Source organism: Rhizobium sp. LEGMi-198b (genome assembly GCF_054114205.1).
In genome coordinates this window covers 987,172-1,012,089 of sequence record NZ_JBSYVH010000001.1, presented here as the reverse complement: position 1 = coordinate 1,012,089, position 24,918 = coordinate 987,172, and the positions used below count along the sequence as shown (strand labels likewise).

The 24,918-nt window shown below is 60.4% G+C and carries 24 protein-coding genes and 1 tRNA gene; 13 read left to right on the top strand and 12 right to left on the bottom strand.

Annotated features, from left to right (window positions below; genetic code table 11):
- The first annotated feature begins 238 nt into the window (after positions 1–238).
- The 3 genes from ACXHXG_RS04920 (at position 239) to ACXHXG_RS04910 (ending at position 4,140) form a co-directional block, all read left to right on the top strand.
- The gene (locus tag ACXHXG_RS04920) at positions 239–2,248 is read left to right on the top strand and encodes a HAMP domain-containing methyl-accepting chemotaxis protein (protein WP_457898619.1); all 2,010 of its coding nucleotides are present in this window, start codon (positions 239–241) and stop codon (positions 2,246–2,248) included.
- 169 nt (positions 2,249–2,417) lie between these two features.
- Positions 2,418–3,938 (top strand): ATP-binding protein, encoded by a 1,521-nt coding sequence (locus ACXHXG_RS04915; protein WP_457898618.1) that lies wholly within the window; start codon positions 2,418–2,420, stop codon positions 3,936–3,938.
- Between the two features lie 125 nt (positions 3,939–4,063).
- Positions 4,064–4,140: transfer RNA gene (locus ACXHXG_RS04910), tRNA-Arg, on the top strand.
- Positions 4,141–4,294: 154 nt separating this feature from the next.
- Here ACXHXG_RS04910 and ACXHXG_RS04905 read toward each other — a convergent pair.
- Positions 4,295–4,735, bottom strand: a complete 441-nt coding sequence (locus tag ACXHXG_RS04905) for a MarR family winged helix-turn-helix transcriptional regulator (RefSeq protein WP_457898617.1) — start codon at positions 4,733–4,735, stop codon at positions 4,295–4,297.
- Between the two features lie 61 nt (positions 4,736–4,796).
- Between ACXHXG_RS04905 and ACXHXG_RS04900 the strand changes: the two genes are divergently transcribed.
- Positions 4,797–5,240 carry an SgcJ/EcaC family oxidoreductase gene (locus tag ACXHXG_RS04900; protein WP_457898616.1) on the top strand — a complete coding sequence of 148 codons (444 nt, stop codon included), beginning with the start codon at positions 4,797–4,799 and terminating at the stop codon, positions 5,238–5,240.
- A 105-nt stretch (positions 5,241–5,345) separates the two neighbouring features.
- Here ACXHXG_RS04900 and ACXHXG_RS04895 read toward each other — a convergent pair whose 3' ends face one another.
- The 6 genes from ACXHXG_RS04895 to ACXHXG_RS04870 all read right to left on the bottom strand — a co-directional run bounded on the left by ACXHXG_RS04895 (position 5,346) and on the right by ACXHXG_RS04870 (position 11,416).
- Entirely contained in the window at positions 5,346–6,248 is a 903-nt protein-coding gene (locus ACXHXG_RS04895) for a GNAT family N-acetyltransferase (RefSeq protein WP_457898615.1), read from the bottom strand.
- 54 nt (positions 6,249–6,302) lie between these two features.
- Positions 6,303–7,115, bottom strand: coding sequence for a class I SAM-dependent methyltransferase (locus ACXHXG_RS04890; protein WP_457898614.1), 813 nt, complete (start codon positions 7,113–7,115; stop codon positions 6,303–6,305).
- 193 nt (positions 7,116–7,308) lie between these two features.
- Positions 7,309–8,265: a hypothetical protein gene (locus ACXHXG_RS04885; protein WP_457898613.1), complete on the bottom strand. Its 957-nt coding sequence runs from the start codon at positions 8,263–8,265 to the stop codon at positions 7,309–7,311.
- Between the two features lie 323 nt (positions 8,266–8,588).
- Complete coding sequence (locus tag ACXHXG_RS04880) at positions 8,589–9,266, bottom strand: hypothetical protein (protein ID WP_457898612.1); 678 nt, start codon at positions 9,264–9,266, stop codon at positions 8,589–8,591.
- A gap of 147 nt (positions 9,267–9,413) precedes the next feature.
- Positions 9,414–10,970, bottom strand: coding sequence for an MDR family MFS transporter (locus ACXHXG_RS04875; RefSeq protein ID WP_457898611.1), 1,557 nt, complete (start codon positions 10,968–10,970; stop codon positions 9,414–9,416).
- Positions 10,967–11,416: a MarR family winged helix-turn-helix transcriptional regulator gene (locus ACXHXG_RS04870; RefSeq protein WP_104821881.1), complete on the bottom strand. Its 450-nt coding sequence runs from the start codon at positions 11,414–11,416 to the stop codon at positions 10,967–10,969. The genes ACXHXG_RS04875 and ACXHXG_RS04870 overlap by 4 nt, the downstream gene beginning before the upstream one ends.
- 294 nt (positions 11,417–11,710) lie before the next feature.
- Between ACXHXG_RS04870 and ACXHXG_RS04865 the strand changes: the two genes are divergently transcribed.
- A complete protein-coding gene (locus ACXHXG_RS04865; protein ID WP_457898610.1) occupies positions 11,711–12,403 on the top strand; it encodes a class I SAM-dependent methyltransferase in 693 nt (230 codons plus the stop codon).
- An 11-nt stretch (positions 12,404–12,414) separates the two neighbouring features.
- Complete coding sequence (locus ACXHXG_RS04860; RefSeq protein WP_283048937.1) at positions 12,415–13,068, top strand: TetR family transcriptional regulator; 654 nt, start codon at positions 12,415–12,417, stop codon at positions 13,066–13,068.
- 2 nt (positions 13,069–13,070) lie between these two features.
- Here the strand turns inward: ACXHXG_RS04860 and ACXHXG_RS04855 are convergent, their stop codons facing one another.
- Complete coding sequence (locus ACXHXG_RS04855) at positions 13,071–14,000, bottom strand: LysR family transcriptional regulator (RefSeq protein ID WP_283048939.1); 930 nt, start codon at positions 13,998–14,000, stop codon at positions 13,071–13,073.
- A 134-nt stretch (positions 14,001–14,134) separates the two neighbouring features.
- Between ACXHXG_RS04855 and ACXHXG_RS04850 the strand changes: the two genes are divergently transcribed.
- From ACXHXG_RS04850 to ACXHXG_RS04825, 6 genes are all read left to right on the top strand, one after another.
- Positions 14,135–14,983 carry an oxidoreductase gene (locus ACXHXG_RS04850; RefSeq protein ID WP_457898609.1) on the top strand — a complete coding sequence of 283 codons (849 nt, stop codon included), beginning with the start codon at positions 14,135–14,137 and terminating at the stop codon, positions 14,981–14,983.
- A gap of 28 nt (positions 14,984–15,011) precedes the next feature.
- Positions 15,012–15,893, top strand: a complete 882-nt coding sequence (locus tag ACXHXG_RS04845; protein ID WP_283048943.1) for an aldo/keto reductase — start codon at positions 15,012–15,014, stop codon at positions 15,891–15,893.
- A gap of 682 nt (positions 15,894–16,575) precedes the next feature.
- Complete coding sequence (locus ACXHXG_RS04840; RefSeq protein ID WP_457898823.1) at positions 16,576–17,880, top strand: alpha/beta hydrolase; 1,305 nt, start codon at positions 16,576–16,578, stop codon at positions 17,878–17,880.
- A gap of 140 nt (positions 17,881–18,020) precedes the next feature.
- Positions 18,021–19,268, top strand: a complete 1,248-nt coding sequence (locus ACXHXG_RS04835) for an NAD(P)/FAD-dependent oxidoreductase (RefSeq protein WP_457898608.1) — start codon at positions 18,021–18,023, stop codon at positions 19,266–19,268.
- Positions 19,269–19,278: 10 nt separating this feature from the next.
- Positions 19,279–19,989 (top strand): SDR family oxidoreductase, encoded by a 711-nt coding sequence (locus ACXHXG_RS04830; protein WP_104821888.1) that lies wholly within the window; start codon positions 19,279–19,281, stop codon positions 19,987–19,989.
- Positions 19,990–20,003: 14 nt separating this feature from the next.
- Positions 20,004–21,047, top strand: a complete 1,044-nt coding sequence (locus ACXHXG_RS04825; RefSeq protein WP_457898607.1) for a 4-hydroxyproline epimerase — start codon at positions 20,004–20,006, stop codon at positions 21,045–21,047.
- A 46-nt stretch (positions 21,048–21,093) separates the two neighbouring features.
- Here the strand turns inward: ACXHXG_RS04825 and ACXHXG_RS04820 are convergent, their stop codons facing one another.
- From ACXHXG_RS04820 to ACXHXG_RS04805, 4 genes are all read right to left on the bottom strand, one after another.
- The gene (locus ACXHXG_RS04820) at positions 21,094–21,474 is read right to left on the bottom strand and encodes a helix-turn-helix domain-containing protein (RefSeq protein WP_104821890.1); all 381 of its coding nucleotides are present in this window, start codon (positions 21,472–21,474) and stop codon (positions 21,094–21,096) included.
- Between the two features lie 11 nt (positions 21,475–21,485).
- Positions 21,486–21,713 (bottom strand): type II toxin-antitoxin system HigB family toxin, encoded by a 228-nt coding sequence (locus ACXHXG_RS04815; RefSeq protein WP_283048950.1) that lies wholly within the window; start codon positions 21,711–21,713, stop codon positions 21,486–21,488.
- A 155-nt stretch (positions 21,714–21,868) separates the two neighbouring features.
- On the bottom strand, positions 21,869–22,300 hold the full coding sequence (locus ACXHXG_RS04810) for an RbsD/FucU family protein (RefSeq protein WP_457898606.1): 432 nt from the start codon (positions 22,298–22,300) through the stop codon (positions 21,869–21,871).
- Positions 22,284–23,531, bottom strand: a complete 1,248-nt coding sequence (locus ACXHXG_RS04805; RefSeq protein ID WP_104821893.1) for an ROK family transcriptional regulator — start codon at positions 23,529–23,531, stop codon at positions 22,284–22,286. The genes ACXHXG_RS04810 and ACXHXG_RS04805 overlap by 17 nt, the downstream gene beginning before the upstream one ends.
- A 254-nt stretch (positions 23,532–23,785) precedes the next feature.
- Here ACXHXG_RS04805 and ACXHXG_RS04800 point away from each other — a divergent pair, with 254 nt between their 5' ends.
- The gene (locus ACXHXG_RS04800; protein ID WP_104821894.1) at positions 23,786–24,811 is read left to right on the top strand and encodes a sugar ABC transporter substrate-binding protein; all 1,026 of its coding nucleotides are present in this window, start codon (positions 23,786–23,788) and stop codon (positions 24,809–24,811) included.
- Positions 24,812–24,918: the final 107 nt, after the last annotated feature.

Sequence of the window (24,918 nt, the reverse complement as noted above, 5' to 3'; positions counted from 1 at the left end):
AAGATACTTTGCTCAACCAGTGCGTGAGCGCGATGAAAGTCGCAGGCAACCGGATTAACTAATAAGTTTCCAATATTAAACGTGGCTGTTGCTAGGAGTTTGCTAGCTCATTGAAAGTGTTTCGAAATTTATATTAAAGATATCGCAAGACAACATTAATGATTTTAGTCGATATCTAGAGATATGTCGGGAAAAGCCCTGGCTTTTTGGGGGTCTTCCGCTTCTAGGGAGCATATCGTTGAAGATTCGTGGTAAAATCAATCTGCTCGTATCCGTGATGGCTGGTGCCGCGCTTTTGATTGGCGCAACCGCTCTTTATGCGGTCGATCAATATGACGGGCAGCTCGATGCCTATGAGCTTGCGTCAAGCCGCGCCTATATGGGCGAGCGCCTGAACCGCTACGTCACCGCGGTCGTGATGGAATCGCGCGGCATCTATGCTTCCAATACCACCAAGGATGCCAAGAACTTCGCCGATGGATTGATGAAAGATCTTGACGAGATCGACAAGGTGATTGCCGCCTGGTCGCCGTTGGTCCCCGAAGAGCAGAAAGCCGAATTCACCAAATTGCAGGATCGCGCGAAGGAATTCCGCACATTTAGAACCGAGACCGCTCGGCTCGGTGTAGCGGAAAGTCCGGAAGCCGCCAACAAACAGGGCAACAACGACGCCAACCGCGCCAATCGCAAGGCATTCCAGGCTGAGATCGATGCGGTCGTTCAGGCCGACAAGGCAGCGCTTGACGTTGTCGATGACGAGGTCACGGCTTTCCGCCAGACGGTCATGTGGGCCGTGCTTTGTATGATGGTGGCAGGGATCGGCGCCGGCGCCGGCCTCGGCATGTACATTGGCACCGCGCATCTCAGCCGGCCGATCCGCAAGGTGACCGAGACCATCAAGCAAGTGGCTGACGGCAATTTCGATATCGAGGTTCCTTTTGCCGGACGCGCCGACGAAATCGGCGAGATGGCCGCCGCCGTCGACGTATTCAAGCAGAACGGCAATGCCGTGCGCCGCATGAATGCCGAGGAGACCGCGATGCGCGCCAAGAGCGACGACCTGCAGTCCAGCATGTCGCTCGTCGTTTCCGCTGCCGCGGCCGGCGATTTCAGCCGCCGCATCGAAAAGGATTATGGCGACGTCAACCTCAATCGTTTTGCCGGCAACATCAACGAACTTCTGACGAGTGTCGACACCGGTGTCGGCGAGGTCCGCCGCGTCCTTGCGAGCCTTGCCGAAGGCGATCTGACCCAGACGATGCGAGGCGAGTTCCACGGTGCCTTCGCCGAGCTGCAGCAGAACGTCAACAGTACCTTTGCGACCCTTAAGAGCACCATGCGCGAAGTGCGCGAGACGACCGGCTCCATCAACACCAATACCAACGAACTGCGCAGCGCCAGCGACGATCTCTCCAAGCGCACCGAACAGCAGGCCGCTGCCCTGGAAGAGACCTCGGCGGCGCTCGACCAGATCACCGCCGTTGTGCAAAGCTCGACCGAGCGGGCACAGGAGGCGAGCGTCATGGTGACGGAAGCCAAGGAGAACGCCGCTCATTCCGGCATGGTGGTTCGCAACGCCGTCGAGGCCATGGGCCGCATCGAACAAGCATCCGGCGAGATCAGCCAGATCATCGGCGTCATCGACGAGATCGCCTTCCAGACCAATCTGCTGGCGTTGAATGCCGGCGTTGAGGCTGCCCGTGCCGGTGAAGCCGGTAAGGGCTTCGCCGTCGTCGCCCAGGAAGTGCGGGAATTGGCGCAGCGCTCCGCCACCGCCGCCAAGGATATCAAGGCGCTGATCAGCAAGTCGGGCGATCAGGTGCAAGTGGGCGTCAAGCTGGTGCAGGCAACGGGCGAGGCGCTGGCGGCGATTGAGGCGCGGGTCTTGAAGATCAACGATCATATCCATTCGATCGCAACGGCCGCCCGCGAACAATCGACTGGCCTGACGGAAGTGAATAAAGCCGTCAATCAGATGGACGAAGTGACGCAGCGCAACGCTGCCATGGTCGAGGAAACCTCCGCAGCTACCCATCGCCTCTCGGCCGAGGCCGATGGTCTCGTCAGCCTCGTTGCCCGCTTCAAGGTCGACACGGGCGCTACCTCCGCTCCGGTGGCTGCGCGCACCGAAACGCATCGTCCCGTCGCATCGCCGGCACGCCGAATGCTCGGCAAGGTCGCTGGCGCCTTTGCGGGCGGTGCCGCTACGGCAGCAGCACCGGCAGCGCAGGGCTGGGAGGAATTCTGATCCGGCCCGGGTTCTGACGGAAGGGCGCGGCGACGCGCCTTTCCTGTCTTTTGACATGACCGATCCGCCGTGCTGCCATAGAGGCGATTGGAAAAACTGTCACAATCTCCTATTATCTGCTTCGATATGTCGTCATCAGATCGCTTTGAAACAAAGCGGGACAGCCGAAATGGATAGTGAGCAAGACAGAAACGTCGGCGAAGGCAGCAAGGCCGAGGCTCGGGGTCACTCGCGTTTCTACCGCCCCACCGGCATTTTCGGCGGCCTTTCCGGCAAGCTCCTGATGCTCACGGTCGTTTTCATCCTGCTTGCCGAAGTGCTGATCTTTGTTCCCTCCGTCGCCAACATGCGCTTGCGCTGGCTGGAGGACCGGCTGAACACGGCCGCCGCCGCCGCCATTGTCATCGATGGCTTGCAACCGGTCGAACTGCCCCGCGCGCTTCAGAAGGAAACGCTGATGGCGACAGGTACGCGTGCCATCGTGTTGCGTAAGGACGGCACCTCGCGGCTGTTGGCGACCGCCGAGATGCCGGCTTCCGTCGACGAGCAATATGATTTGAGCGACGTCTCGCTGCCGACAGCGATGCGCGATGCGCTGGACACGCTGCTGTTCGGCGGTAACCGCATCATCCGCGTCTTCGGTCCGGTTGGCGGCGACACCGGCACCGGCATCGAAGTGGTGCTGAAGGACACAAGGCTGCGCAGCGCCATGCTTGCCTATTCCGGCAGTGTCCTTTTCGTCTCGATCCTGATTTCGCTGTTCACCGCGACCCTGATCTTCTTTGCCATCAATCGCATGATGATCCGCCCGATCCGGCGCCTGACCGACAGCATGCAAACCTATTCGGATGATCCGGAAGACCCCGCCCGCGTGTTGGTGCCGGACGGTGGCCGAGACGAGCTGGCCGTGGCCGGCCGCCATCTCGCTTCCATGCAGTCGCAGTTGCAGAAGACGCTGAAGCAGCAGAAGAACCTTGCCGCTCTCGGTCTCGCCGTGTCGAAGATCAACCACGACATGCGCAACATTCTGTCGGCCGCGCAACTGATGTCCGACCGCTTGGTCGATGTCGACGACCCGATGGTCAAGCGCTTTGCGCCAAAGCTTCTGCGCACCATCGACCGCGCCGTCGGCTATACGACCGAGGTGCTGTCCTTCGGCCAGACCTCCGAATCCGCCCCGCGCCGCCGCCGCGTGCATCTGCTCGAACTCATCGACGAGGTGCGCGATATCCTGGCGATCGACCCTGATAGCGGCATCGAATTCGTCGTGCAGATGAGCCCGGATCTGGAAGTCGACGCCGACAGCGAGCAACTGTTCCGCATCATCCACAATCTCTGCCGCAATGCTCACCAGGCCCTGGTCGCCTTTGCCGAGACCGCGCCCGACAGCATCCGACGAATCACGGTGTCTGCGCGTCGCATCGGCAGCGTCGTCAGCATCACCGTCGACGATACCGGCCCGGGCATGCCGCAGAAGGCGCGGGAAAACCTCTTCACTGCCTTCCGCGGCTCCGCCCGCTCCGGCGGCACCGGCTTGGGGCTGGCGATCGCCCGCGAACTGGTGCTTGCCCATGGCGGTACCATCGCGCTGGTGGAAAAACCCGCCGCCGGCACCCAATTCCGCATCGAAATTCCCGACCGCCCGGTCTCGCTCGACGACTACCGCAGCCGCAGCTTTCACGAAAACTGAGCGTTTTCAGCCTCTTCGCAATACTCGTTGCGAAAATCGCAATCTTTTTCACAAATCCACTTGCATTCCCCCGAAGGACGCTTTAGAGAACCGCCCACGCCAACGGTTCCTTCCGTTTCGGCCACGCACCCGTAGCTCAGCTGGATAGAGCACCAGACTACGAATCTGGGGGTCAGGAGTTCGAATCTCTTCGGGTGCGCCATTTTCTCCATCATTCCGGAACAGCCGGGCATCAATCTCGATCGAGATGATTTTAAGCCCGATCGGCCCAAAATCAGCCTGATCTCGATCACGTAGTTAGAGCGGGACTCCGCCGAAAACCGCCCACACTTTTCGTCATCCCTTGCTGCTTTGCCTCAACGCATCCTCGGCTGCATGTCATTCTTTGCCGCGATGGTCCGCAGGGCGGTGCGCAATATCTGATAGGCTTGCTCCCCCAAAAGCTCACGATATCGTCGTTCGATCCCGTCGTTAAATTCGTGAACGATCTGCATCACCTGTCGCGCCTTCGGACCGGCGGTGACGAGCTTAGCGCGCCTGTCCTTAGGGTCGGGCGCCCGCTCGACATAGCCAAGGCGTTCCAGATCATCAATCAGTTCGCCCATCGCGGCCTTGCCCATACCTGCCCTCTCGGCAAGCAGACTGGCTCGGGTTCCTTCTTCATCAATATTGGCAAAGATTGCGCCATGCTTCGGCCGAATGGCTGGATGGCCGCGCTTGTGCAGCGTCTCGGTGAGCGCGTGTGCGGAGGCCTGATAGGCATAGAGCAGAAGTGACTGCGTGTAAGGCGTTACCATATTTCCAATTAATTCCGGTTGCCATATAGTATGGAAGCCATATTAAGATAGGGGACTTGAGATGTCACTGTATCCTGACGTTGGACAAGCCGCGCAACAGATCGTTGATGCGTTCGTCGCCGCATGGAATAGCCACGATGCCAGGGCCTTTTCCGCGATATTTGCGCAAGATGCTGATTTCACGAACGTATTTGGAATGAAGGCAAGAGGCCGGTCATCGATCGAGCAGTTTCACAGGCCCATATTCGAGACGATGTTCAAGGATAGTCAGCTCGAAGCAACCGAAACGCAAATTCGTCCTATCCGGCCCGATGTTGTCGCGCTCGACATTCACTGGAGCATGACGGGCGCGCGTGATCCGAGAGGGAATGAATGGCCAGAGCGCCACGGGCTGATCAACATGGTGATCGTGCGCGAACAAGACGTCTGGTCAATTGCTGTCATGCACAACATGGACTTGCCCGAGGACGGCAAAGCGGAAGCTCAGCGTAAGCTGCAGAGCTGACGCGCTCTTCGCGGCCGAGGTGTGGGCTACGTGCGGCGAGCCACGATGATGGTGGCGAGCTGCCCGCCAGCAATCGAATCCGTTGCGCTGTCGGCAGATGTCGGATCACATAAAGCCCGGATTTCGCGGCATATACTGCGTCCAGTCTCCATAGCCGGGCGAAGCCATCAACAGCATCGGAAAGGTGATCCGCATGCCTTGCTTGACCGCAAGGCTCAAGGCGCTGTCGCATGTGCCTGGAAGGAACGCCGATATATTCTCAGCGGAACCATCTGCCGCCAGCTTCAACGCAGTCGCAAAGGCATCATGAAGAAAGTCGGGCCGCGTGACCGCGAGCGGCCCTATGTGCCCATTGGAGGCAATATAGCTGTAGCCGACAGGATCGCTGCCGGCGTAGAGCAAAACCCCCGTAGTCGCCGGGTCGTTGAGCAAGTAACGGTGGTGTTTCTCCCGCGAGACGCCTATGGCATGGGAATCGATCTCGACAAGATCTTCCATGGTCGCGGTGCTGTTGTCTATCGCAATCGCACGCAATGGCGGTTCCGGCAACGTCTGCCTCACCCGTTCACGCGCCACGCTGAAAAAGTAAATCGGCATCTTGGGAAAGAGGCCATGCCGCATGTAGAGGCCCTGCGAGACACGATTGAAGGTGAAAGTAATCAGCGCCTTGTGAGCCGCGCCCGATTTCCGGGCGTGCTCCATGGTTCGTTCCAATAGTTCATTTCCGATGCCCTGGCCCTGTCGGGCGGGATCGACGAACAGTTGGGCGAGGAACCAAACATTGCCGCAAACCCAACTCCAGGCAAAGCCGAGAATTTCCCCGCCATCTTCTGCGACCCACAGGCCATCAGGGTCATCCTTGAGCGAAAATATCTGAAAGCTGGGAGGACTTGCCGCTGCCATCGGGCCGAAGCCGTGCCGAACGGTAAGATCATTGATGCTGGCAACCACCAGAGCATCGGTCGCTGGCAAATCCTCCGCCCGAGCAGGTCTGTAAACAAGCGACATCGGATAACTCCGGCAAAGGTTTACGGGAGAATGCGAGCCGCAACGCAGCCCAAATCACAATTTCCTCGCCGAAAACATAATGGACTGCATAGGCATGCGCCGCTGGCTATTGCCGAAGCTGCGGCGAAGTTCCTGCAGGATCGCCTCGAAGACCTGTTCGGGTTCGGCGCCCTGGCGCGAGCGGATCTGTTCGGCAGCGGGATTGCCATAGACGAGGCCGCGGGCGAAGGCAGCGGTATCGGCGATTTCCTTTTCCACTCTTATGACGGAAATCGTGATGTCGGAGAAACCGGCGTTGATGAGCGATTCCTTGATCGGGTCGATTTGCGCGCAGGAAAACGGCACGGTGTAGAACTGTGGCGGATCGGCGGGGAAAAAGCGCCCGAGGATCCCGTGGGCGATGACGGAGTAGGGATTATAGTCCATTCGGTCCCAGACGCTGAGCAGATAGGTGCCGCCGGAGGACAGAACACGATGCGCTTCGCGGTGGGCCTTGTCCTTATCCGGAAAAAACATCAGGCCGAATTGGCATACGATCGCGTCAAAGCTGCCGTCTGCAAAGCGGAGCTGCGTGGCGTCGGCAGTCTGGAAGTCTACCTGGTCGGCAGTGCCGAATTTGGTGCGGGCGATGTCCAGCATCGGTGCATTGAAATCAGTCGCGGTCAGGGACGAGCCGGCGGGCAAGGCATCGCGCAGGCAGCGTGTGACGATCCCGGTGCCTGCGGCGATCTCAAGAACCCGCTGGGGATTGCAGGCGGCGGTGCGTCGCGCGGTATCGGCCGCATAGTCGGCAAAGATAACCGGCCCGAGGCCGGTGTCGTAGTGCTGCGGAATATCGCCGACGAAACGGGCCGTATCTTCGCTCATGGGGCACCTCACAAAGCCGTTGAGGAATAAAGATGCGCTTCATCATACTGCGATTGTGCCCGCTTAACCATGAACGGATGAGGTCGGCGGCGACGCCCTCATCCCGCATTCAATTCCCCTTCGTCATACCCCATCGGAAATGAATGGCTGGGAAGCGCCGAAAACTCTTCGGCGCTCTCCAGCCCCTCCACCTTTACTTCAGAACGATGCGCAGCGGCGCGGTCAGCTTCTTGAAGCCGGAGCGCAGCATGTCGTGCTTGGTCTTAGGTTTCTTGTCGGAAAACATTCCGATGATCGAGGTCTTCAATTTGTCGCGCCATTGGGACTTGCCGGGCGATGTCGGCTTCAGGCCGCAGCGCCGTAGGAGATAGTTCATCTGGTAGACGGCTGCCTGCCGGTCGCAATCGCGCACGCAGAAATGAATGCCGAGAGCGATCGAATAGATGTCGCCGTTCTTGAAAGCATGCGGCGCTTTCGACGGGTGGTGGACGCCGGTGCCCTGGTTCAAGGCATAGACCGTCGCCTTGCTTTGCTTTTCGATGGTATATTTGGCGGCGTTGAGATCGCCGATGTAGTATTTTTCGATTTCGTTGTCGGGCAAGACGGAACGATCGTTTGCGTCCCATATGTTGGCGGTTCGGTTGCCGTGAATCTGGAACAGAAACGTTGCTTCATGGTCGATGTGATAGGGTGTTACAGCCTCAGGCGAGGCCAGGAAGATGTAGGCGTCTTCCCAGGTGACTTCCTCCCGCGAGCAACCCGTGTCGGCGAGGATTTCCGTCATGAGCTGATCAAGCAACGCCCGATATTCGGGATCGCGCTGAACGCTGTAGAGTAGCACCCACGATCCTGATTCCGCCAGATTCGAGATCGCTTCGTTGACGCTCTCCACTTTATCGTGCAGCGGCACGGCCCAGCCGGCGTCCACCGGTGCTCCGCCCGCCTGCCAGCGCACACTTCTCGTGCTCGTGTCCGCAAGCAACGATTTCGCAAGTTCAGCAAGGCGCGGAAGCGAGAACAACCGATGACCGACCAAGTTGTGGCTGAATTGAAATGACCTTTTATTGAAATCATCTCTGAAAGCGTTCGGTTTCACCTCGATATTGCGGGTATCGAGGGAAGCGGGCTTCGTCACGACGGCTGTAGGCATGATCGGAATCCTTCGGGATGACAGAGGTCTCGGAAATCTCACAAAACTGTGATTGTCCTTCACATTTTTGTCATCTAGTCCAATAGGCGACGGATATCCTTCGATTGGATCACCTCATTCCCAATCGGGTGTAGGCCATGCGCTGACACAATCATTTCGATTTTTCTAAAGAATATCAGGCGGATGATCGGGGAGGGGAATAGTTCTGTGGCGTGGCGAAGGTAGGCTTGTCCTTACCCGGTCCTCGGTGCCCCCGCCGCTGATGGCCGGCGGCATGGTCACCCCATGCGCCTTGGATCACGCCGCCCCTGCCTCAAGGACGCTTAGGCGCTCGTCTCTTCGGACGCGGATACTTCCGAGTTCGACGCACTCGTGTCCGAAGCGGCTGATGCCGACGGCCAGGTGATGTAGTAGTACTGCGATCCGACCTGGCCGAAATAGGCCTCGTTGCCGGTGGTCTTGTCGACGAAACTGCCGTCGGCGTTCTTCACGAAGGTTGCGTCGGAGCCGCGCTCAAGATGAGCCTTCAGGAAGTCGTTCCAATCGGTGGTGGGGATCGTGTCGGCAGTCTTGCTGGTCGTGCCCTGCTCGCTATCGGCATCGACATCCCACGCCTGGATCGAAACGCCTTTCGTCGGATCGGAAACCGTCAGCGTGCCGTTGTCGAGGGCGTCGAGCATGGCCTGAGCCTGGCCTCCCTTGCCCTCGCTTTTGACTGCGTCCTGCAGGTTTTGTTTCAAAAGATCCATGAACGAGCTGCTGGTCATGTCCGGATCGGATTGCGATGCAGCGGAACTGTCGGTTTGATTTGCCGACAGGCCGTTGAGCATGCTCGTAAGCGATGCCTGTGATTGCGACGGCAGGCTGGAGAGATCACTGCTGCTGTTGCTATCGTCCAGCAGGGGATCGTCGCTCGAATCCTGCGAAGCGTCTGGTGTCTGCAGCAATTGCAGCGCCATTTGCGATGAGAGTAATCGGGTCGTGGTCAATGCGGAGACCATAGTCGTTCCTTCCCAATATGGCTGGCCCGGCGGCCATCGCGCCGGAAGCTGCCTTTGACGGTCGGTGAACGCACGCCGGACCGGCGGCGCATCAGAGATGCCGCCGACTGTAGGACGAAGGACTTACCCGGGGCTTGTGCGTCGGTTTCAGCGCGGCGGCTGGGCGCCATCGCCGTGATGCGCCTTCAGCGGCAATTCCGGCAGGAACAGCAGCGCGATTAAGGCCAGCGCCACGATGGCGGCTCCGGTGGCGAAGGTCATGGCGATGGCGTGGCGGTAAAGCGCTATGGTCGCGGTGTGGGCTTCCGGCGATGCGGTGGCGAGCTGCTTGAGGCCGCCTTCGGTCAGTGACGATAGGTCGAGACCATCGGACGAGCCCGTCGCCTGCCGCACGCGATAGGCGAGGATCGCACCGGAGCCGGTGACGCCAATGAGGCCGCCGAGCGAACGGAAGAAGGCGAGCGTTGCTGTGCCGACGCCGCGATGGGCAAGGGGCAGCGCATTCTGCACCGCCACCGTCATGGTCGGCATCACCAGCCCGAGCCCCAGGCCGAGTGCGAAGATCGGCGGCTCAATGATCGCGAACCCCTTGCTGGTCGCAATGGCCCAAGCGAGCGTGGCGAAGGCCGCCGTCGCAAGGCCGAGGCCGCAAAGCTGGGCCGGCTTGTAGCGACCGGAACGCTGCAGCAGCACGCGGCCGTTGAGCATGGAGGAGATGACGAAGCCGATCATCAGCGGTCCCGTCAGGAAGCCGGAATGCGAGGGGGTGACGCCCATCACCAACTGGAAGAACAACGGGAAGAACAGGGTCGCGCCGAGCATGCCCATGAAGGTCAGGGCCAGTACGAGGCAGGCGATGACAAACAGTCGGTTGCGGAAGAGATCGGGTGGCAGCACCGGCTCCGGCTCATGCCTGATGTGGAGGACGAAGAGAATTCCGAGGATAAGGGCCGCGGCGCAAAGACCGAGAATTTGCGGCGAATCCCACGGCCATTCATTGCCGCCGAGCGCGAGCGCCAGCAGGAAGCTGGTGGTGCAGGCGGTCAGCAGCACGGCGCCAAGATAGTCGATGCGGCGGCTGCGGGTTTGATGCCGCCGCTTCAAGGCGCGGCCGATCATGACGAGCGCCACTGCGCCGATCGGCAGGTTGACGTAGAAGATCCAATGCCAGGAGAGGAGGTCGGTGATGATACCGCCAAGGATCGGGCCGATCACGCTGCAGACGGCGAAGACGGCGGCGATGGAGCCTTGATTGCGGCCGCGCCTGGCCGGCGGCACGAGGTCGCCGATGATGATTTGTGCCAGGGGCAGCAGCCCGCCGGCGCCAAGGCCCTGAATGGCCCGGAAGATGATGAGCTGCAGCAGCGTTTGCGCCATGCCGCTCAACACCGAGCCGAGAAGGAAGATAAGGATTGCCGCGTAGATCATCGGCTTGCGGCCATATTGGTCGCTGAGCTTGCCGTAGAGCGGCATGGTACTGGTTGAGGCCAGCACATAGGCGCTGACCACCCAGGAGAGATGCGTGACGCCACCGAGATCGCTGACGATGCGCGGCAGGGCGGTGGCGACGATGCTCTGATCGATGGCGCCGAGGCCAAGCACGATCATCAGGCCAAGGATGACAGCACGGATTTCACGGCGGTCAGGCGTATCGCCTTCGGTGGCTGCCGCCCGCGGCGCGACCTGTTGAACGTGTTGGGTCATTGTCCGATGTCTCCGAGCGGGCCGATGGCGGCACGGATGGCAGCGCGCGCCTCAGGTGATAATTTGGCAAGTTCGAAGGCGAGCCAATCGGTCCGCCGCTGCTTTATGCCTTGAATCAGCGCCCGCCCTTTGTCCGTGGCGATTAGACCGCTGCGCCGCCGGTCTTCCGGATCGGGCGCGGAGCGGGTGACGAGGCCTTCACGTTCCATTGCCTTGATATGTCCCGATATCGTCGGCCCGCGCAGCTTCTCCAGCCGCGCCAGCTCCGCGACGCCAATGCCCGGCTGCTGGAGGATGGCGACGAGAAGAAGCGCCTGCAGCGGCGAGATGCCGGGCTCGTCGTTTTCGCGTCGTAATTGTCGATAAAGGCGATGAAGGGCAGGCCGCAGCGCTTCGGCAAGCGCCATTGCCTCTTCAAGTTCCTGAAGATGTCCGCTGTCGCGCATGACGATCCAAAAGATAGATAGGCTTCCTATCTATATACATAACCCACGCTTTCTACTTGCGCAAGCGGTCGAGTCCTTTCGAGCTTTTTCACTTCTTAAAGGCGCCGCCAGATAAATTTGCATTAAACGCAAAAATACAATAATTAAAAAAATGCATTGCCCTGGGATCGCAATTGTGGTTTGCGTATCGGCAATATTGGCCGCGCAATTGCTGGCTGTGCCTTCGAATTGCCGCGCTGCTCGGACCTGAATCGCGGCATATTCGATTTCTTTGCTTTAGATTGGATTCCTGGGATGACGACAAAGACGACATGCGCCGATTTCGTGCAGTTCTTCCGGTCCTGGGTAAGCGATCCCATGCGCGTCGCAGCGATTGCGCCGTCCGGCGAACGGTTGGCCCGGCTGATGACGCAGGAGATCGAACCGCTCGACGGACCGATCCTCGAGCTCGGCCCCGGCACCGGCGTCTTTACGCGCGCGCTGCTCGCCCGCGGCCTTTCCGAGAGTGACTTGACGCTGATTGAGTTCGGCGAAGAATTTGCCGCTCGATTGCGCGGCCGCTTTCCCGAGACGCGCGTGGTGCAAATGGATGCGGCGCAGCTTGACCAATGTGGCCTGTTTGCCGACGCGCCCTTCGGCGCCGTCATCAGCGGCCTGCCGTTACTCTCCATGTCTCCCGACAAGATCGCCGCGATCGTCGGCGGCGCCTTTGCCACCATGAGGTCCGGCGGCGCTTTCTATCAATTCACCTACGGCCCGCGTTGCCCGGTGTCGCGGTCGATCCTCGATCGTCTCGGCCTGAAAGCGGTGCGCATCGGCAGCACGGTGCGTAACATTCCGCCGGCGGGCGTCTACCGGATTTCACGTAGAAAACCGTTGGAGATCTCGATCGACCGCTCCAAATATCAGAGCGGTAATGCCGGAGTTGCAGCCTATGCTGCCGAAACCGGCGCGGCCGATCTGGGACGGCCGGAAGCGGGTGCATAGCGGGGTAGTTCATGGCGGACGCGAACGGGATCGACGGCGAAGTGAAGGAAGGCCGGCGCGAACGCAAGCGCCGCCAGACGCGCGAGCGCATCGAGGCGGCGGCGTTGTCGCTGTTCCTCCAGCGCGGCTTCGACGGCACGACGATCGAGGACATCACAGAGGCGGCCGATGTCTCCAAGCGCAGCTTCTTCGATTATTTCCCGAGCAAGGAAGAGGTGGTCTTCGCCTGGCAAGACAGCTTCTCGGATGAACTGGCCGATGCCATCGCCGCACAGCCTAAGAACGCGTCGATCGTCGAGGTCATTGAAGGCGCTTTAACCTCGGCAGTGCTTGCCGCCTCGTCGGATCAGCAGAACTTCGCCATAGCCGCCTTGATCCGCGAGACGCCGGCGCTTTGTGCCCGCGACCAGTTGAAATATGCCAAGCTTGAACAAAAGCTGACGGATGCGCTTTGTGCCCGCTTCGGCGGCGATGAGGAGGAGCAGTTCCGTCTGCGCCTGCTGTCGGCGATCGTGGTCAGCACGTTGCGCGTCGGCGGGGAGCGCTGGAATGAGCGGCCGCAGGAGCTGTCACTGCATGATTACGCCCATCGCGTGTTCGAAGAGCTCTGGACCGCGCTTGCCGAGTTCGGCACGCTGTTGCGGCAACGCAATCCCGATCGCTGATTTCAGGTCAGAGCGCCCGCCGTCTGCGGTGGTTCGACTTGCCGCCGTTGGCGCAGGAAATCGATCAGCGCCCGAAGCTTTGCCGGTACGCGGCGGCGGTCGGCGTAGTATAGCGTCAAGCCGGCAAGCGCCGGGCTCCAATCGGACAAGATGCGCACCAGCCGCCCGTCGTCCAGAAAGCGGTCGATATAGCCGTTGATCATATAAGCGATGCCGATACCGTCCAATGCTGCCTGCGTCAGCGCGGCGGAATCGTTGAGGATCAGCCGGCCGTTGACCGCAAGTTCGATCTTCTCGCCATTCTTCTCGAATTCCCAGCGCTCGACCTGCCCGCTGGAGGAATGGCGAAAGCCGATGCAATTGTGGTTGAGCAGATCGTGCGGATGTTTCGGAATTCCGTATCGTCCGAGATAGCTGGGCGCGGCAATGATATGGGCTGATATCGCCGGCCCGATCTTCACGGCTACCATGTCGCGCTGCACCAGATCGCCGAAGCGGATGCCGGCGTCGAAGCCCTGGCCGACGATATCGACCAAGGAACCCTCGATGCGCACCTCCAGCTCGATTTCCGGATAGGCATCGAGGAAATCCCTCAGGATCGGTTGAAGCGCGATCATATAGCCGGCGCGCGCCATATTGATGCGCAGCAGTCCGGCGGGCCTGTCGACCGACTCGCCAAGCTCCTGGGCGGCCGCCGTCAGATCGTGCACGGCGGGGACGACGCGTTCGAGATAGCGCTGGCCTGCCTCGGTCAGGCTAACGCTGCGGGTGGTGCGATTGAAAAGTGCAAGCCGCATTCGGCCTTCCAGTTTGCTGATCGACTGGCTGACCGCCGAGGGCGACACGCCGAGCCGAACGGCGGCTGCCGAAAAGCTCCTTTCCTCCGCGACGATGACGAAGGTCACCAGCCCGTCCAACACGTCCTGACGCATCTGCGCTCTCCGAACGACTCTCCATTTTTGTCTGAGATTAATCAGTTTTTCTAAAAGGGTCATCTTCGATTGATGAGATTATCGAAAATGTCGTCTCGGCCTATCTTGATCGCACTCAGCAGGGAGATATCGCCATGTCCGACATAAAGTCCGATACCAAGATAATTTTCATCACCGGCGTTTCCTCCGGCTTCGGCCGGGCGCTCGCCGAAGCCGCCCTTGCTGCCGACCACAAGGTCGTCGGCACGCTGCGCAAGGAAGCCGACCGCGCCGCATTCGAAGCGCTGAAGCCGGGCTTCGCCTTCGGCAAACTGCTCGACGTCACCGACACCGCCGCCATTGCGCCCGTCATGGCCGAGGTCGAGAAGGAGATCGGCGCAATCGACGTTCTCGTCAACAATGGCGGCTATGGGCACGAGGGTCTGGTCGAGGAATCGACCATCGACGAACTGCGCCGTCAGTTCGAGGTCAACGTCTTCGGTCCTGTCGCCGTCATCCAGGCGGTGCTGCCCTATATGCGCAAGCGCCGCGCCGGCCGTATCCTCAACATAACCTCGATGGGCGGCCTCATCACGCTGCCCGGCATTTCCTTCTATCATGGCAGCAAATTCGCTTTGGAAGGAATTTCCGAAAGCCTCGGCAAGGAGGTCAAAAGTTTCGGCATCCATGTGACCGCCATCGAGCCGGGTGGCTTCCGCACCGATTGGGCCGGCCGCTCGATGGTGCGTGCCGAACGCTCGATCCCCGATTACGACGAAATCTTCGAACCGCTGCGCCAGCGCCGCCTCGAACGCAGCGGCAAGCAGCCTGGCGACCCGAAGAAGGCGGCACAAGTTATGCTGCAGCTCATTGCATCGGAAAACCCACCGACCCATCTTCTGTTAGGTCGCGACGCCATCAGTCTCGTTCGCGAAAAGCTCGGCCTGCTCAAGACCGAGTTCGACGCCTGGGAACAGGTCTCGGCTTCCACGGATTTCGAATAACGTCAACCAGACTATAGGGACGAAAATCATGACAGATTTAAACGCAGCCAAGTCCGGTCAATTCAAGATCGGCGGCGACCTCACAGTCAATCGCCTCGGTTTCGGCGCTATGCGCATCACCGGTTCCGGCATATGGGGCGAGCCGGCGGACCACGATGAATCCATACGCACCCTGAAGCGCCTACCGGAACTCGGCATAGACTTCATCGATACGGCTGATTCCTATGGCCCTGACGTCTCCGAACGTCTGATCAAGGAAGCGCTCCACCCCTATGGCGACAAGGTAGTCATCGCCACCAAGGGAGGGCTGACCCGCACCGGCCCCGACGTGTGGATTCCTCTGGGCCGCCCGGAATATCTGATTCAGCAGGCGCATAAGAGCCTGCGCAATCTCGGTGTCGAACAGATCGATCTCTGGCAGCTTCACCGCATCGACCCCAAGGTGCCTGCCGCCGAACAGTTCGACGCCGTGAAGTCGCTGCTCGATGCCAAGATCATCCGTCATGCGGGCCTCAGCGAAGTGTCGGTCGCCGACATCGAAGCCGCTTCGAAGCGTTTCAAGGTGGCGACGGTCCAGAACCGCTACAATCTCGTCGACCGCACCAGCGAAGACGTGCTCGATTATTGCACAAGGCACAATATCGGCTTCATCCCCTGGTTCCCGCTTGCCGCTGGCGACCTCGCCAAGGAAGGCTCGCTGCTCGACATCATCGCAAAGAAGCATGGCGCTGCTCCGAGCCAGATCGCGCTCGCCTGGGTCCTGAAGCGCAGCCCGGTCATGCTGCCTATCCCCGGCACCGGCAAGGTCAAACATCTAGAAGAGAACACGGCGGCGGTAAATATCACGCTGTCGGATGAAGAGTTTTCGGCGCTGGATGCCGAAGGCAAGAAGGCATTTGCCGCTGCTTGATGGCTGCCTGGACTGAATGAAAGAGCGGCCGCTGACGAAGCGGCCGCTCTTTTTTGATCATATCGACCCGACGTAGAAACTCGCCGCTCCATCGCCGCGAATCAGTGACGGATGAGAGCGATCGCCCGCGCTATTTCAGCGGCGACGATGCCACCAGATTCGGCAGCGCGTGCCGTAAGATGACGAATCACGACGATGTGAATGTCATGCGTTCCCATTTTACGACTGCAAAATAGGCGGAGAAATGCGAAATTGCACATGGTATGCGGCATTTCCGGGCCTTCTGGATAAAAGCTTTGCGTTCGGCGCATTGCTGCATTGCGAAAGCCGGTCTGTTAATGCCTGCCTGACGGTTATATCTACTACCTCGAAGGCAGCGCACCTCCTCCTCCCAGCGCTCCTTCATCGATTGGCAACACTCCTCCTCCTCCCAGTTGCCAATCAGGATCAAGAGCCCGATGCATCCTCCTCCCGCATCGGGCTCTTTTTATTTTCCGGGTTTCTCGGGTTCCCGCCGACGTCTTGAAGGCCGCAATCTTTCCAACCCACCGTTGCGCCTTTGCCTCGCTGTTGTGAATTAGCGCGTCGTCACGTTGTCGAGAGAGCGAACGCCGCTTGCACCGTTACCTTCCATAGGTATGTTAACGGCGATATTGGAGCTGCGATGAAGAGGGTTGGCGCGATGCAGCGCATGGAAGATGCTGGCCAATGGGGGAAGGCCCTCTTCCGGGCGATCGCCGTCATTGCGGCGCTGTCTCTGACCGCCTGCGGCGGCCGTCCGATCGGCGTCATGCAGCCGGTCGCCGACAATATTCCGGGCACCTCAAAGATCGATCTGCTAGTCGCTACCACACGCCTGCCGGATAAGGATCCGGCGATCTTGTTTTCGGGAGAGCGCGGCCCTGGCTTGAAAGTGGATGCGGTCAGCGTCTCTATCCCGCCGGAGGCCAATCGCAAGGTCGGTCAGGTACAATGGCCGAGCCGTCTGCCCGGCAATCCCCTAAAGAATTTCGTCACTACCTCCGTCCAGCCGCTGATGAGTGTGGCCGACAATCAGGCCTGGCTGCGCACGCATCTGCCGAAGAACAAGCGCGTGCTGATTTTCGTGCACGGATTCAACAACCGCTATGAGGATTCGGTCTATCGCTTCGCTCAGATCGTCCATGACTCTCATGCCGATGTCGCGCCGGTCGTTTTCACCTGGCCGTCGCGGGCCAGCATTTTCGACTATGCCTACGACAAGGAAAGCGCCAATTATTCCCGCGACGCGCTGGAAGAACTGCTGCGTCGCGCCTCCTCCAATCCCTCTGTCGGCGATATCACCGTCATGGCCCACTCCATGGGCACCTGGCTCGCTGTCGAGGCCTTGAGGCAGATGGCGATCCGCGACGGCCGTGTCGCGCCGAAGATCAAGAATGTCATCCTCGCGTCTCCCGACCTCGACGTTGATGTCTTCGGCCAGCAATTTAGGGCGCTCGGCAAGGACAGGCCGCATTTTACCCTATTCGTCTCGCGCGATGACCGGGCACTCTCGCTGTCGCGCCGCATCTCCGGCAATGTCGACCGCCTTGGCCAGATCGACCCGAGCGCCGAGCCCTATCGCAGCGCTCTGGAAAAAGAGGGCATCACCGTGCTCGATCTCACCAAGCTCAAGACCGGCGACAGTCTGAACCACGGCAAATTCGCCGAGAGCCCGGAAGTGGTCAAGCTGATCGGCGACCGGCTGATCGAGGGACAGACCATCACCGATTCCGATGTCGGCATCGGCGAAGCGGTCGGCGCGGTTGCCATCGGTGCGGCGCAGACGGTCGGTAGCGCGGCCAGCGTCGCCGTCAGTGCGCCGATCGCCATCTTCGATCCGCGCACCCGCCAGAATTACGGCGAGCAGATCCGCCGCCTTGGCGCATCCGCCGGCAATACCGTCGGCTCTGTCGGCGACAGCGTTGAGACGACCGGCAGCAGCGTCGGCACGGTGATCGGCCAATAGTTATTCTCGTGTATCCACCGGCCATGGATTTGCGCGTGGCCGGTCGTTCTCCAGCAAAAACCTCATAGCCACACCTCCTGATCTGATATATCAGGGAATCGCGTCAAATCGAGCTGACGCTCTGCGGGTGGATTTGAGGAATGGACGAAAACAGGCGGGCGGTCGTCGTTGTCGGCGCCGGCATTATTGGCGTGGCGATCGCCTTCGAATTGCAGCGGCGCGGCCGGCAGGTGACGCTCGTGGACAAGGGCGAGCCAGGTGAGGGCGCCTCCTTCGGCAATATGGCGAGCATCGCCCTCGATTTCGCTGCCAGTTCCGGCCCGTCCACTTGGGCGAAAATTCCGGGCTGGCTGCTGGACCCGGAAGGTCCGGTTTGGCTGAGGCCGTCCTATGCGCTGAAGATGCTGCCCTGGTTCCTGCGCTTCGTCGCCGCCGGTCGGCCCTCTCGGTTGAGGGAGATCGAAGATGCCGGCATGAGCCTGTCCCGCCACGCACTCGGCGATTTCAGGACCATGCTCGATGCCATCGGTGCCCTGGACCTGATGACGGAAGAAGGCTGCCTGGCCATCTACGAGACCGAGTCGGAGTTTGCCGGCGACCGCGGCCATATCGAGCTGATGCGGCGTCATGGTTTCGAGCACAAGGTTCTCTCCGGCACGGAAATCCGCGACTATGAACCGGCGCTGTCGCTGAAGATCGCCAAGGCGGTGCTGCTGCCCGACAACAAATCGATCCGTGATCCCTATCAGCTCGTCCTCAAGCTGGTGGACGCCGCAAAGGCGCTCGGCGTCACCTTCACCTCCGGAGCGGTTCAGACCGTCGAGCGCCAGGCAAATGGCGCCGTCTCGGTGCTTCTCGAAGGCGGGCGTCGGCTGGAGGCCAATGATGTTGTGCTCGCCGCTGGCGTCCATACGCGCTTTATCGCGTCGGTGCTTGGCGAGCCGATCCCGCTCGAGACAGAACGCGGCTATCACACGCAGATTATGAAGCCTGGCATTGCCATGCGCTATTCGATCATCTGGCCGCATCGCGCCTTCATGGTGACCCCAACGGCCGGCGGCATTCGCGTCGGCGGCAATGTCGAATTGGCGGGCCTTGACGCGCCCCCGGATTTTCGCCGCCCGCGCATCCTCGTCCGTCACGCCCAGCGGGCGCTGCCGGGGCTGCAGGTGGAGGATGCCAAGGACTGGATGGGCCATCGCCCGGCGCTGCCCGACACGATCCCGATCATCTCGCCGTCCTCGCGCATTCCCGGCGTCTGGTATGCCACCGGCCACGGCCATCTGGGACTGACCTTTTCGGCAACGACAGCAAGGTTGATGGCCGATATGATGACAGGCGTGACACCCGAGGTCGACATGACCCCGTTCCGTATCAATCGCTATTAGGAGGAAACAGATGTCCGAAACCGAAAAGCCCGTTGCGCTGATCACCGGCGGCGGCCGCGGCATGGGAGAGGCGATCGCTCGCGAACTCTCGGCGAGCGGCTATCGTCTGGCGTTGATGTCGCCCTCGGAAAGCTGCGAGAAGCTGGCCTCTGAACTCGGCGGTGTCGCCTCGCGCGGCGTCGCCGAAAAAGCCGAGGATATCCAGGCGATCTTCGACCTGACGATGAAGAGCTACGGCCGCATCGACGCCGTGGTCAACCATACCGGCCACCCGCCGAAGGGCGATCTGCTCGATATCTCGGACGAGAGCTGGACGCTTGGTTCCGATATGATGATCCTGTCGCTGGTGCGCATGGCGAGGCTGGTCACGCCGGTCATGCTGAAGCAGGGCAAGGGCGCTTTCGTCAACATTACCACGTTCGCGGCCTACGAACCCTCTTTGATTTTCCCGGTCTCCTGCACCTACCGCGCCGCGGCCGGCGCCTTCACCAAGCTTTATTCGGATCGGTATGCGGCCGATAATATCCGCATGAACTGCATCCTGCCCGGCTACATCGACAGCCTGAATCACAAGCCGGAAACCGCCGACAAGGTGCCGATGAAGCGTATCGGCCTGATGAGCGAGATCGCCAAGACCGCGGCCTTCCTGCTTTCCGACGGCGCCGGCTATATCACCGGCCAGAATATCCGCGTCGATGGCGGCATCACCCGTCACGTCTGATTGGAGTTACCGACATGAGATGGAAGCGCACGATCCAGTTGCTAGACGTTCATTGCGAAGGTGAAATCGGCAAGGTCGCGATCGGTGGCGTGCCGAAGATCCCCGGCAATACGATCGCCGAGCAGCTACAATGGTTGAACACCGATCCGAAGGGCGAGGAATTGCGCCGCTTCTTGGTGCTTGAGCCCCGCGGCGCACCGATCGGCTCCGTCAATCTTCTGCTGCCAGCCAAGCATCCCGATGCTGATGCCGGCTTCATCATCCTGCAGCCGGATCAGGCGCATGCGAGCTCCGGCTCCAACTCCATCTGCGTGACGACGGCGCTGCTCGAATCCGGTATCGTCGAGATGAAAGAGCCGGAAACCGTGGTCACGCTCGACACCGCCGCCGGCCTGGTGCGGGCGACCGCCACCTGCCGCGACGGCCGCTGCGAGAAGGTGCGGCTTACCATGGTTCCGTCCTTTGTGCATGAGCTGGACGTGCAGATCGACACGCCGCATTGGGGCAGGATCAAGCTCGACCTCTGCTATGGCGGCATTTTTTACGCGCTGGTCGATGTCGGTCAGGTCAATCTGACGATCGAGAAGGCCAACGCCGCATCGCTCGTGCAGGCCGGCATGATCCTGAAGGACCTGATCAATCGCGCAATCCCAGTGGTGCATCCGGAAATTCCAGCGATCTCCGGCGTCGCCTATGTCATGTTCCGGGATGTCGATGCCGATGGCGCGGTCCGCACCTGCACGACCATGTGGCCCGGCCGCGCCGACCGTTCGCCCTGCGGCACGGGCAGTTCCGCCAACCTCGCCACGCTGCATGCCCGCGGCAAGGCCAAGGTCGGCGATATCTTCAAATCCCGCTCGATCATCGGCTCGGAATTCGAGGTCGGCTTGCAAGCGGTCACGGAAGTTGCCGGCAAACCTGCCATCATCCCCACCATCACCGGCCGCGGCTTCACCTTCGGTCTCAGCCAGGTGGCACTCGATCCCTTCGATCCGATGGCGAACGGTTTTGCCATGACGGATGTCTGGGGACCGTCGGCGGGGGATATCAAGGGATAATATATCTGGATATCCGGTGATCCGAAGCGATCCGCTTTGGATCACCTCACGCGACCAGATCGCCCACAAGCGCGCCCACTGGAATATGCCAGGCACGGCTAATCTTCTTGATCTGATCGAGGTTGATTTCCCGACGGCCGTTCAGGAGGTCGGCAACCCTGGCCTTTGAGCCAATGATTTCGACGAGATCCGCGCGGGTGTAGTTGTTTGTCATCATTACGGATTTGATCACATCGACCGGCGAGGCGCGTGGGATTGGATAATGCTTTGCCTCGTATTCTTCGATAAACAGCACGAGCGCATCGAAATGTGCGGCTTCAGGAGTATCGGCTTCAGGTTCATTTTCGAAATATGGCCGTACCGCCTTCAGCGCGGCTTCATATTCCTCTTCAGTCTGCAAGGTGCGAAGGGCACCGAGATCCATCATAGCGGCCTCCCTTACAATTTTGCCACGTCCATGGCGTCATATTCAGCATGTGTTCCAACGAACAGGATAAACACGCGCTTTGTGCGAAATCCGACAAGACCAACGATCCGATACTTATTGCCGCCCACATCGAAGACGATTTTGCCATTCGTCACATAGTCGGCGGAATTGAATGTCGCCTTCAACTCGGAGAAGTTGTTCCAGTCGGCGTCCGATGTCGTCGTATGCCAATCTGCCATTGCCGCCTCTGCGGTCGCTTGCTGCCCTTTCGGAAGCCGCGCGCAAAATTTGATCAGTGCGGATTTGGCAATGACTCGCATTGTTCATCTATAGAGTGTTCCCAAAATGGAAACAAGAGTAGTTTCCATTTTGGGAATCATGACTATAGCCGAGTTTAGCGGGGATAGATCACACCCTTGCGCAGAATGATATTTCCATAAAGCCGCGGCTCGCTGGTCTGCACCAGCGCATGCGCCTGCTTCACCCGCTCGTAGAATTCAGCCGGCAGCAGCGACACCACCTTGATGTCGGGAACATGCCGCGCGCAAACGTCGACCATTTCCACATGCACGGGATCGAGGGCATCGCGGTCCTGCTTGACCGTCGCGCGGAAAATCGCCTGCGGTACGAAATCGTCGATCGGCAGCACGCTCAGCACGGCATCGAGCACCCGGACGACGCCGTGGCCATCGAGGCGGATCAGGCGGCGGGCATGTTCGAGACCCGGATAATTGCCGTCGACGAGGGCGATTTCATCGCCGTGTCCCATGGCGCGCAGCGTCGCCAGGAGGTCGGGGCTCAATAGTGGGTCAATGCCCTTCAACATGGTCTATCTCCTTGAAAAGTATGTTTTGGTCGATGAGATAGCGCGCGAAAATCGGCAGGCTGGCGCCGCCGATGGCACGCGCCTGCGGCCCCACTGCGCCTTCGATAATTTCCGGCATGACGACGCCTTGCAGGTCGAGGTCCGAGGCCGCTTTGATGGTGGCGCGCACGACCCGTTCGCGCACCCAGTCGGGAAAGCCGCCGTCGATGATGGCAGCGCTGAAATCGATAATGGATGCGGCGGCGACGATCGCCTGCGCCAGCGCCTTGGCGGTGTCCTGGATCCAGGTCTCCAGCGGCTCGCCGAAGTCGATCCAGTTGTCCGCCGAATACCAGAGCGGCCTCGGATCGAAGCCGCGATCCCTCAGCAGGTTTTCGAGCACGAAGATCGAGGCGATGTCGAGCAACTGCCGAGTTTCGCCATTGCGCCCTCGCACAGGCAGGGGGCCGAGCGCACCCGCCGTTCCGGTCCGCCCCACGAAAATCGAGGAGTTCAGAACGATGCCGCCGCCGAGGAAGGAACCGATGAAAAGATAGACGAAATCCGGATAGCGCGGGCCGACGCCGAAGACGAGTTCGGCGCCGCAGGCGCTGGTGGCGTCGTTCTGCAGATAGACGAGATAGGGCACGCGGGCGGCGACCTCCGCCTGCAGGTCGAACCCGCGCCAGGCCTCCATAGCTCCATCGGGTGCACCGACTTCTTCCGCCCAGTTCCAGAGTTCGAAGGGGGCAGCGATGCCGACACCGGCAAGCCGGCGACGCTCCTCGCTGCTGAGGCGCGCTTCAAGTTCCGCAATGCCTGACGTGACGAAGGACATAATGTCCTGCGGCAGCGGGTAAGGGTAGATTTGGTGAAGCTGCATTCGTATGTGGCCGACGAAATCCATCAGCACGAGATCGGCGCTGCGCCTGCCGATCTTGACGCCGAAGGAGAGCACTGCATCCGGATTGAGCCGCATCGGAATGGAAGGTTGCCCCACGCGCCCGCGCACGGGATCACCGCGCGACAGCAGCCCGTCTTTCTCCAGCGCCCGCATAATGACGGAGACCGTCTGCGCCGACAGCCCGCTGCGCCGCGCAATCTCCGCCTTCGACAGCGCGCCGTGACGGCGCACCAGCGACAACACCAGCCGTTCGTTATGCGCGCGCACGCGCACCTGGTTCGCGCCCCCGCTGGGGTCGAGAATCGAGGGTGATGTCGGTGTATCCGCCGGGTCTTGCAGGGGAGACATTGGCCCGCTCCTTCCATCATGGCCATGCCGCATTTTTCAGCAACATGCCACATCCAATTAATAATTCAATCCGATTTATTTATTGACAGGACGAAATCTTTAGGTTCAGATGTGGGCGTTGGAGGACGTGCCATGGCCTTGGAGGCGGCCAATCTGGAAGAAATCTAAGCAGGCATGGTGCGTCTTTATCCGGACTCCGAGCGAGCCGGGGCAACCGGAAAAGTTCCGGTCTATTCAAATTTTGGGAGGATTGAATGAAGAAATCAGTTGTTTCCGCAGCATTCGCCGCTCTGGCGATCGGTGTCGTCTTTGCCGCGCCGGCCAACGCTGCCAACGTTTCCGCCTGCCTCATCACCAAGACGGACACGAACCCCTTCTTCGTTAAGATGAAGGAAGGTGCTACCGCCAAGGCCAAGGAACTCGGCGTGACGCTGAAGTCCTATGCCGGCAAGATCGATGGTGACAGCGAAAGCCAGGTCGCTGCGGTCGAAAGCTGCATCGCCGAAGGCGCCAAGGGCATTCTGATTGCCGCTTCCGATACCAAGGGCATCGTCCCGACGGTCAAGAAGGCGCGTGACGCGGGCCTCCTGGTCATCGCGCTCGACACGCCGCTGGATCCGGCTGACGCTGCCGACGCGACTTTCGCCACCGACAATCTTCTCGCCGGCAAGCTGATTGGCGAGTGGGCCAACAAGACCCTCGGCGCTAAGGCCAAGGACGCCAAGATCGGCTTCCTCGACCTGACGCCGTCGCAGCCGACCGTCGACGTCCTGCGCGACCAGGGCTTCATGATCGGCTTCGGCATCGACCCGAAGGACCCGAACAAGATCGGCGACGAGAATGATCCGCGTATCGTCGGTCATGACGTCACCAACGGCAACGAAGAAGGCGGCCGCAAGGCCATGGAAAACCTTCTGCAGAAGGACTCCAGCATCAACGTCATCCACACGATCAACGAGCCGGCCGCTATCGGTGCCTATCAGGCGCTGAAGGCCGTTGGCCTGGAAAAGCAGGTCCTGATCGTCTCGGTTGACGGCGGTTGCCCGGGCGTCAAGTCGGTCAAGGATGGCGTGATCGGTGCGACTTCGCAGCAGTATCCGCTGATGATGGCCGCCCTCGGCGTCGAAGCGATCAAGAAGTTCGCCGACACCGGCGAGAAGCCGAAGCCGACCCCAGGCAAGTCCTTCTTCGACACCGGCGTTTCGCTGGTGACGGACAAGCCGGTTACCGGCCTGAAATCCATCGACACCAAGGAAGGCACCGCGAAGTGCTGGGGCTAAACCCCGTCCTGGGTTTGGCATGATCCTGTCCGAAGGCCGTATTCACATCCACTGATGCGGCTCTTCGGATTGGGGCTATGCCTTCGTCATACCAACGCCGGCCGGGC

Bases quoted from the DNA above. Each gene is read 5' to 3' on its own strand.
- ACXHXG_RS04825 (WP_457898607.1), top strand. From the start codon at position 20,004: ATGAGATGGAAGCGCACGATCCAGTTGCTAGACGTTCATTGCGAAGGT.
- ACXHXG_RS04850 (WP_457898609.1), top strand. From the start codon at position 14,135: ATGTCCGACATAAAGTCCGATACCAAGATAATTTTCATCACCGGCGTT.
- ACXHXG_RS04855 (WP_283048939.1), bottom strand. From the start codon at position 14,000: ATGCGTCAGGACGTGTTGGACGGGCTGGTGACCTTCGTCATCGTCGCG.
- ACXHXG_RS04845 (WP_283048943.1), top strand. From the start codon at position 15,012: ATGACAGATTTAAACGCAGCCAAGTCCGGTCAATTCAAGATCGGCGGC.
- ACXHXG_RS04895 (WP_457898615.1), bottom strand. From the start codon at position 6,248: ATGTCGCTTGTTTACAGACCTGCTCGGGCGGAGGATTTGCCAGCGACC.
- ACXHXG_RS04865 (WP_457898610.1), top strand. From the start codon at position 11,711: ATGACGACAAAGACGACATGCGCCGATTTCGTGCAGTTCTTCCGGTCC.
- ACXHXG_RS04870 (WP_104821881.1), bottom strand. From the start codon at position 11,416: ATGCGCGACAGCGGACATCTTCAGGAACTTGAAGAGGCAATGGCGCTT.
- ACXHXG_RS04835 (WP_457898608.1), top strand. From the start codon at position 18,021: ATGGACGAAAACAGGCGGGCGGTCGTCGTTGTCGGCGCCGGCATTATT.
- ACXHXG_RS04810 (WP_457898606.1), bottom strand. From the start codon at position 22,300: ATGTTGAAGGGCATTGACCCACTATTGAGCCCCGACCTCCTGGCGACG.
- ACXHXG_RS04915 (WP_457898618.1), top strand. From the start codon at position 2,418: ATGGATAGTGAGCAAGACAGAAACGTCGGCGAAGGCAGCAAGGCCGAG.
- ACXHXG_RS04830 (WP_104821888.1), top strand. From the start codon at position 19,279: ATGTCCGAAACCGAAAAGCCCGTTGCGCTGATCACCGGCGGCGGCCGC.
- ACXHXG_RS04840 (WP_457898823.1), top strand. From the start codon at position 16,576: ATGCAGCGCATGGAAGATGCTGGCCAATGGGGGAAGGCCCTCTTCCGG.
- ACXHXG_RS04800 (WP_104821894.1), top strand. From the start codon at position 23,786: ATGAAGAAATCAGTTGTTTCCGCAGCATTCGCCGCTCTGGCGATCGGT.
- ACXHXG_RS04820 (WP_104821890.1), bottom strand. From the start codon at position 21,474: ATGATGGATCTCGGTGCCCTTCGCACCTTGCAGACTGAAGAGGAATAT.
- ACXHXG_RS04880 (WP_457898612.1), bottom strand. From the start codon at position 9,266: ATGGTCTCCGCATTGACCACGACCCGATTACTCTCATCGCAAATGGCG.
- ACXHXG_RS04890 (WP_457898614.1), bottom strand. From the start codon at position 7,115: ATGAGCGAAGATACGGCCCGTTTCGTCGGCGATATTCCGCAGCACTAC.
- ACXHXG_RS04805 (WP_104821893.1), bottom strand. From the start codon at position 23,531: ATGTCTCCCCTGCAAGACCCGGCGGATACACCGACATCACCCTCGATT.
- ACXHXG_RS04885 (WP_457898613.1), bottom strand. From the start codon at position 8,265: ATGCCTACAGCCGTCGTGACGAAGCCCGCTTCCCTCGATACCCGCAAT.
- ACXHXG_RS04860 (WP_283048937.1), top strand. From the start codon at position 12,415: ATGGCGGACGCGAACGGGATCGACGGCGAAGTGAAGGAAGGCCGGCGC.
- ACXHXG_RS04900 (WP_457898616.1), top strand. From the start codon at position 4,797: ATGTCACTGTATCCTGACGTTGGACAAGCCGCGCAACAGATCGTTGAT.
- ACXHXG_RS04875 (WP_457898611.1), bottom strand. From the start codon at position 10,970: ATGACCCAACACGTTCAACAGGTCGCGCCGCGGGCGGCAGCCACCGAA.
- ACXHXG_RS04905 (WP_457898617.1), bottom strand. From the start codon at position 4,735: ATGGTAACGCCTTACACGCAGTCACTTCTGCTCTATGCCTATCAGGCC.
- ACXHXG_RS04815 (WP_283048950.1), bottom strand. From the start codon at position 21,713: ATGGCAGATTGGCATACGACGACATCGGACGCCGACTGGAACAACTTC.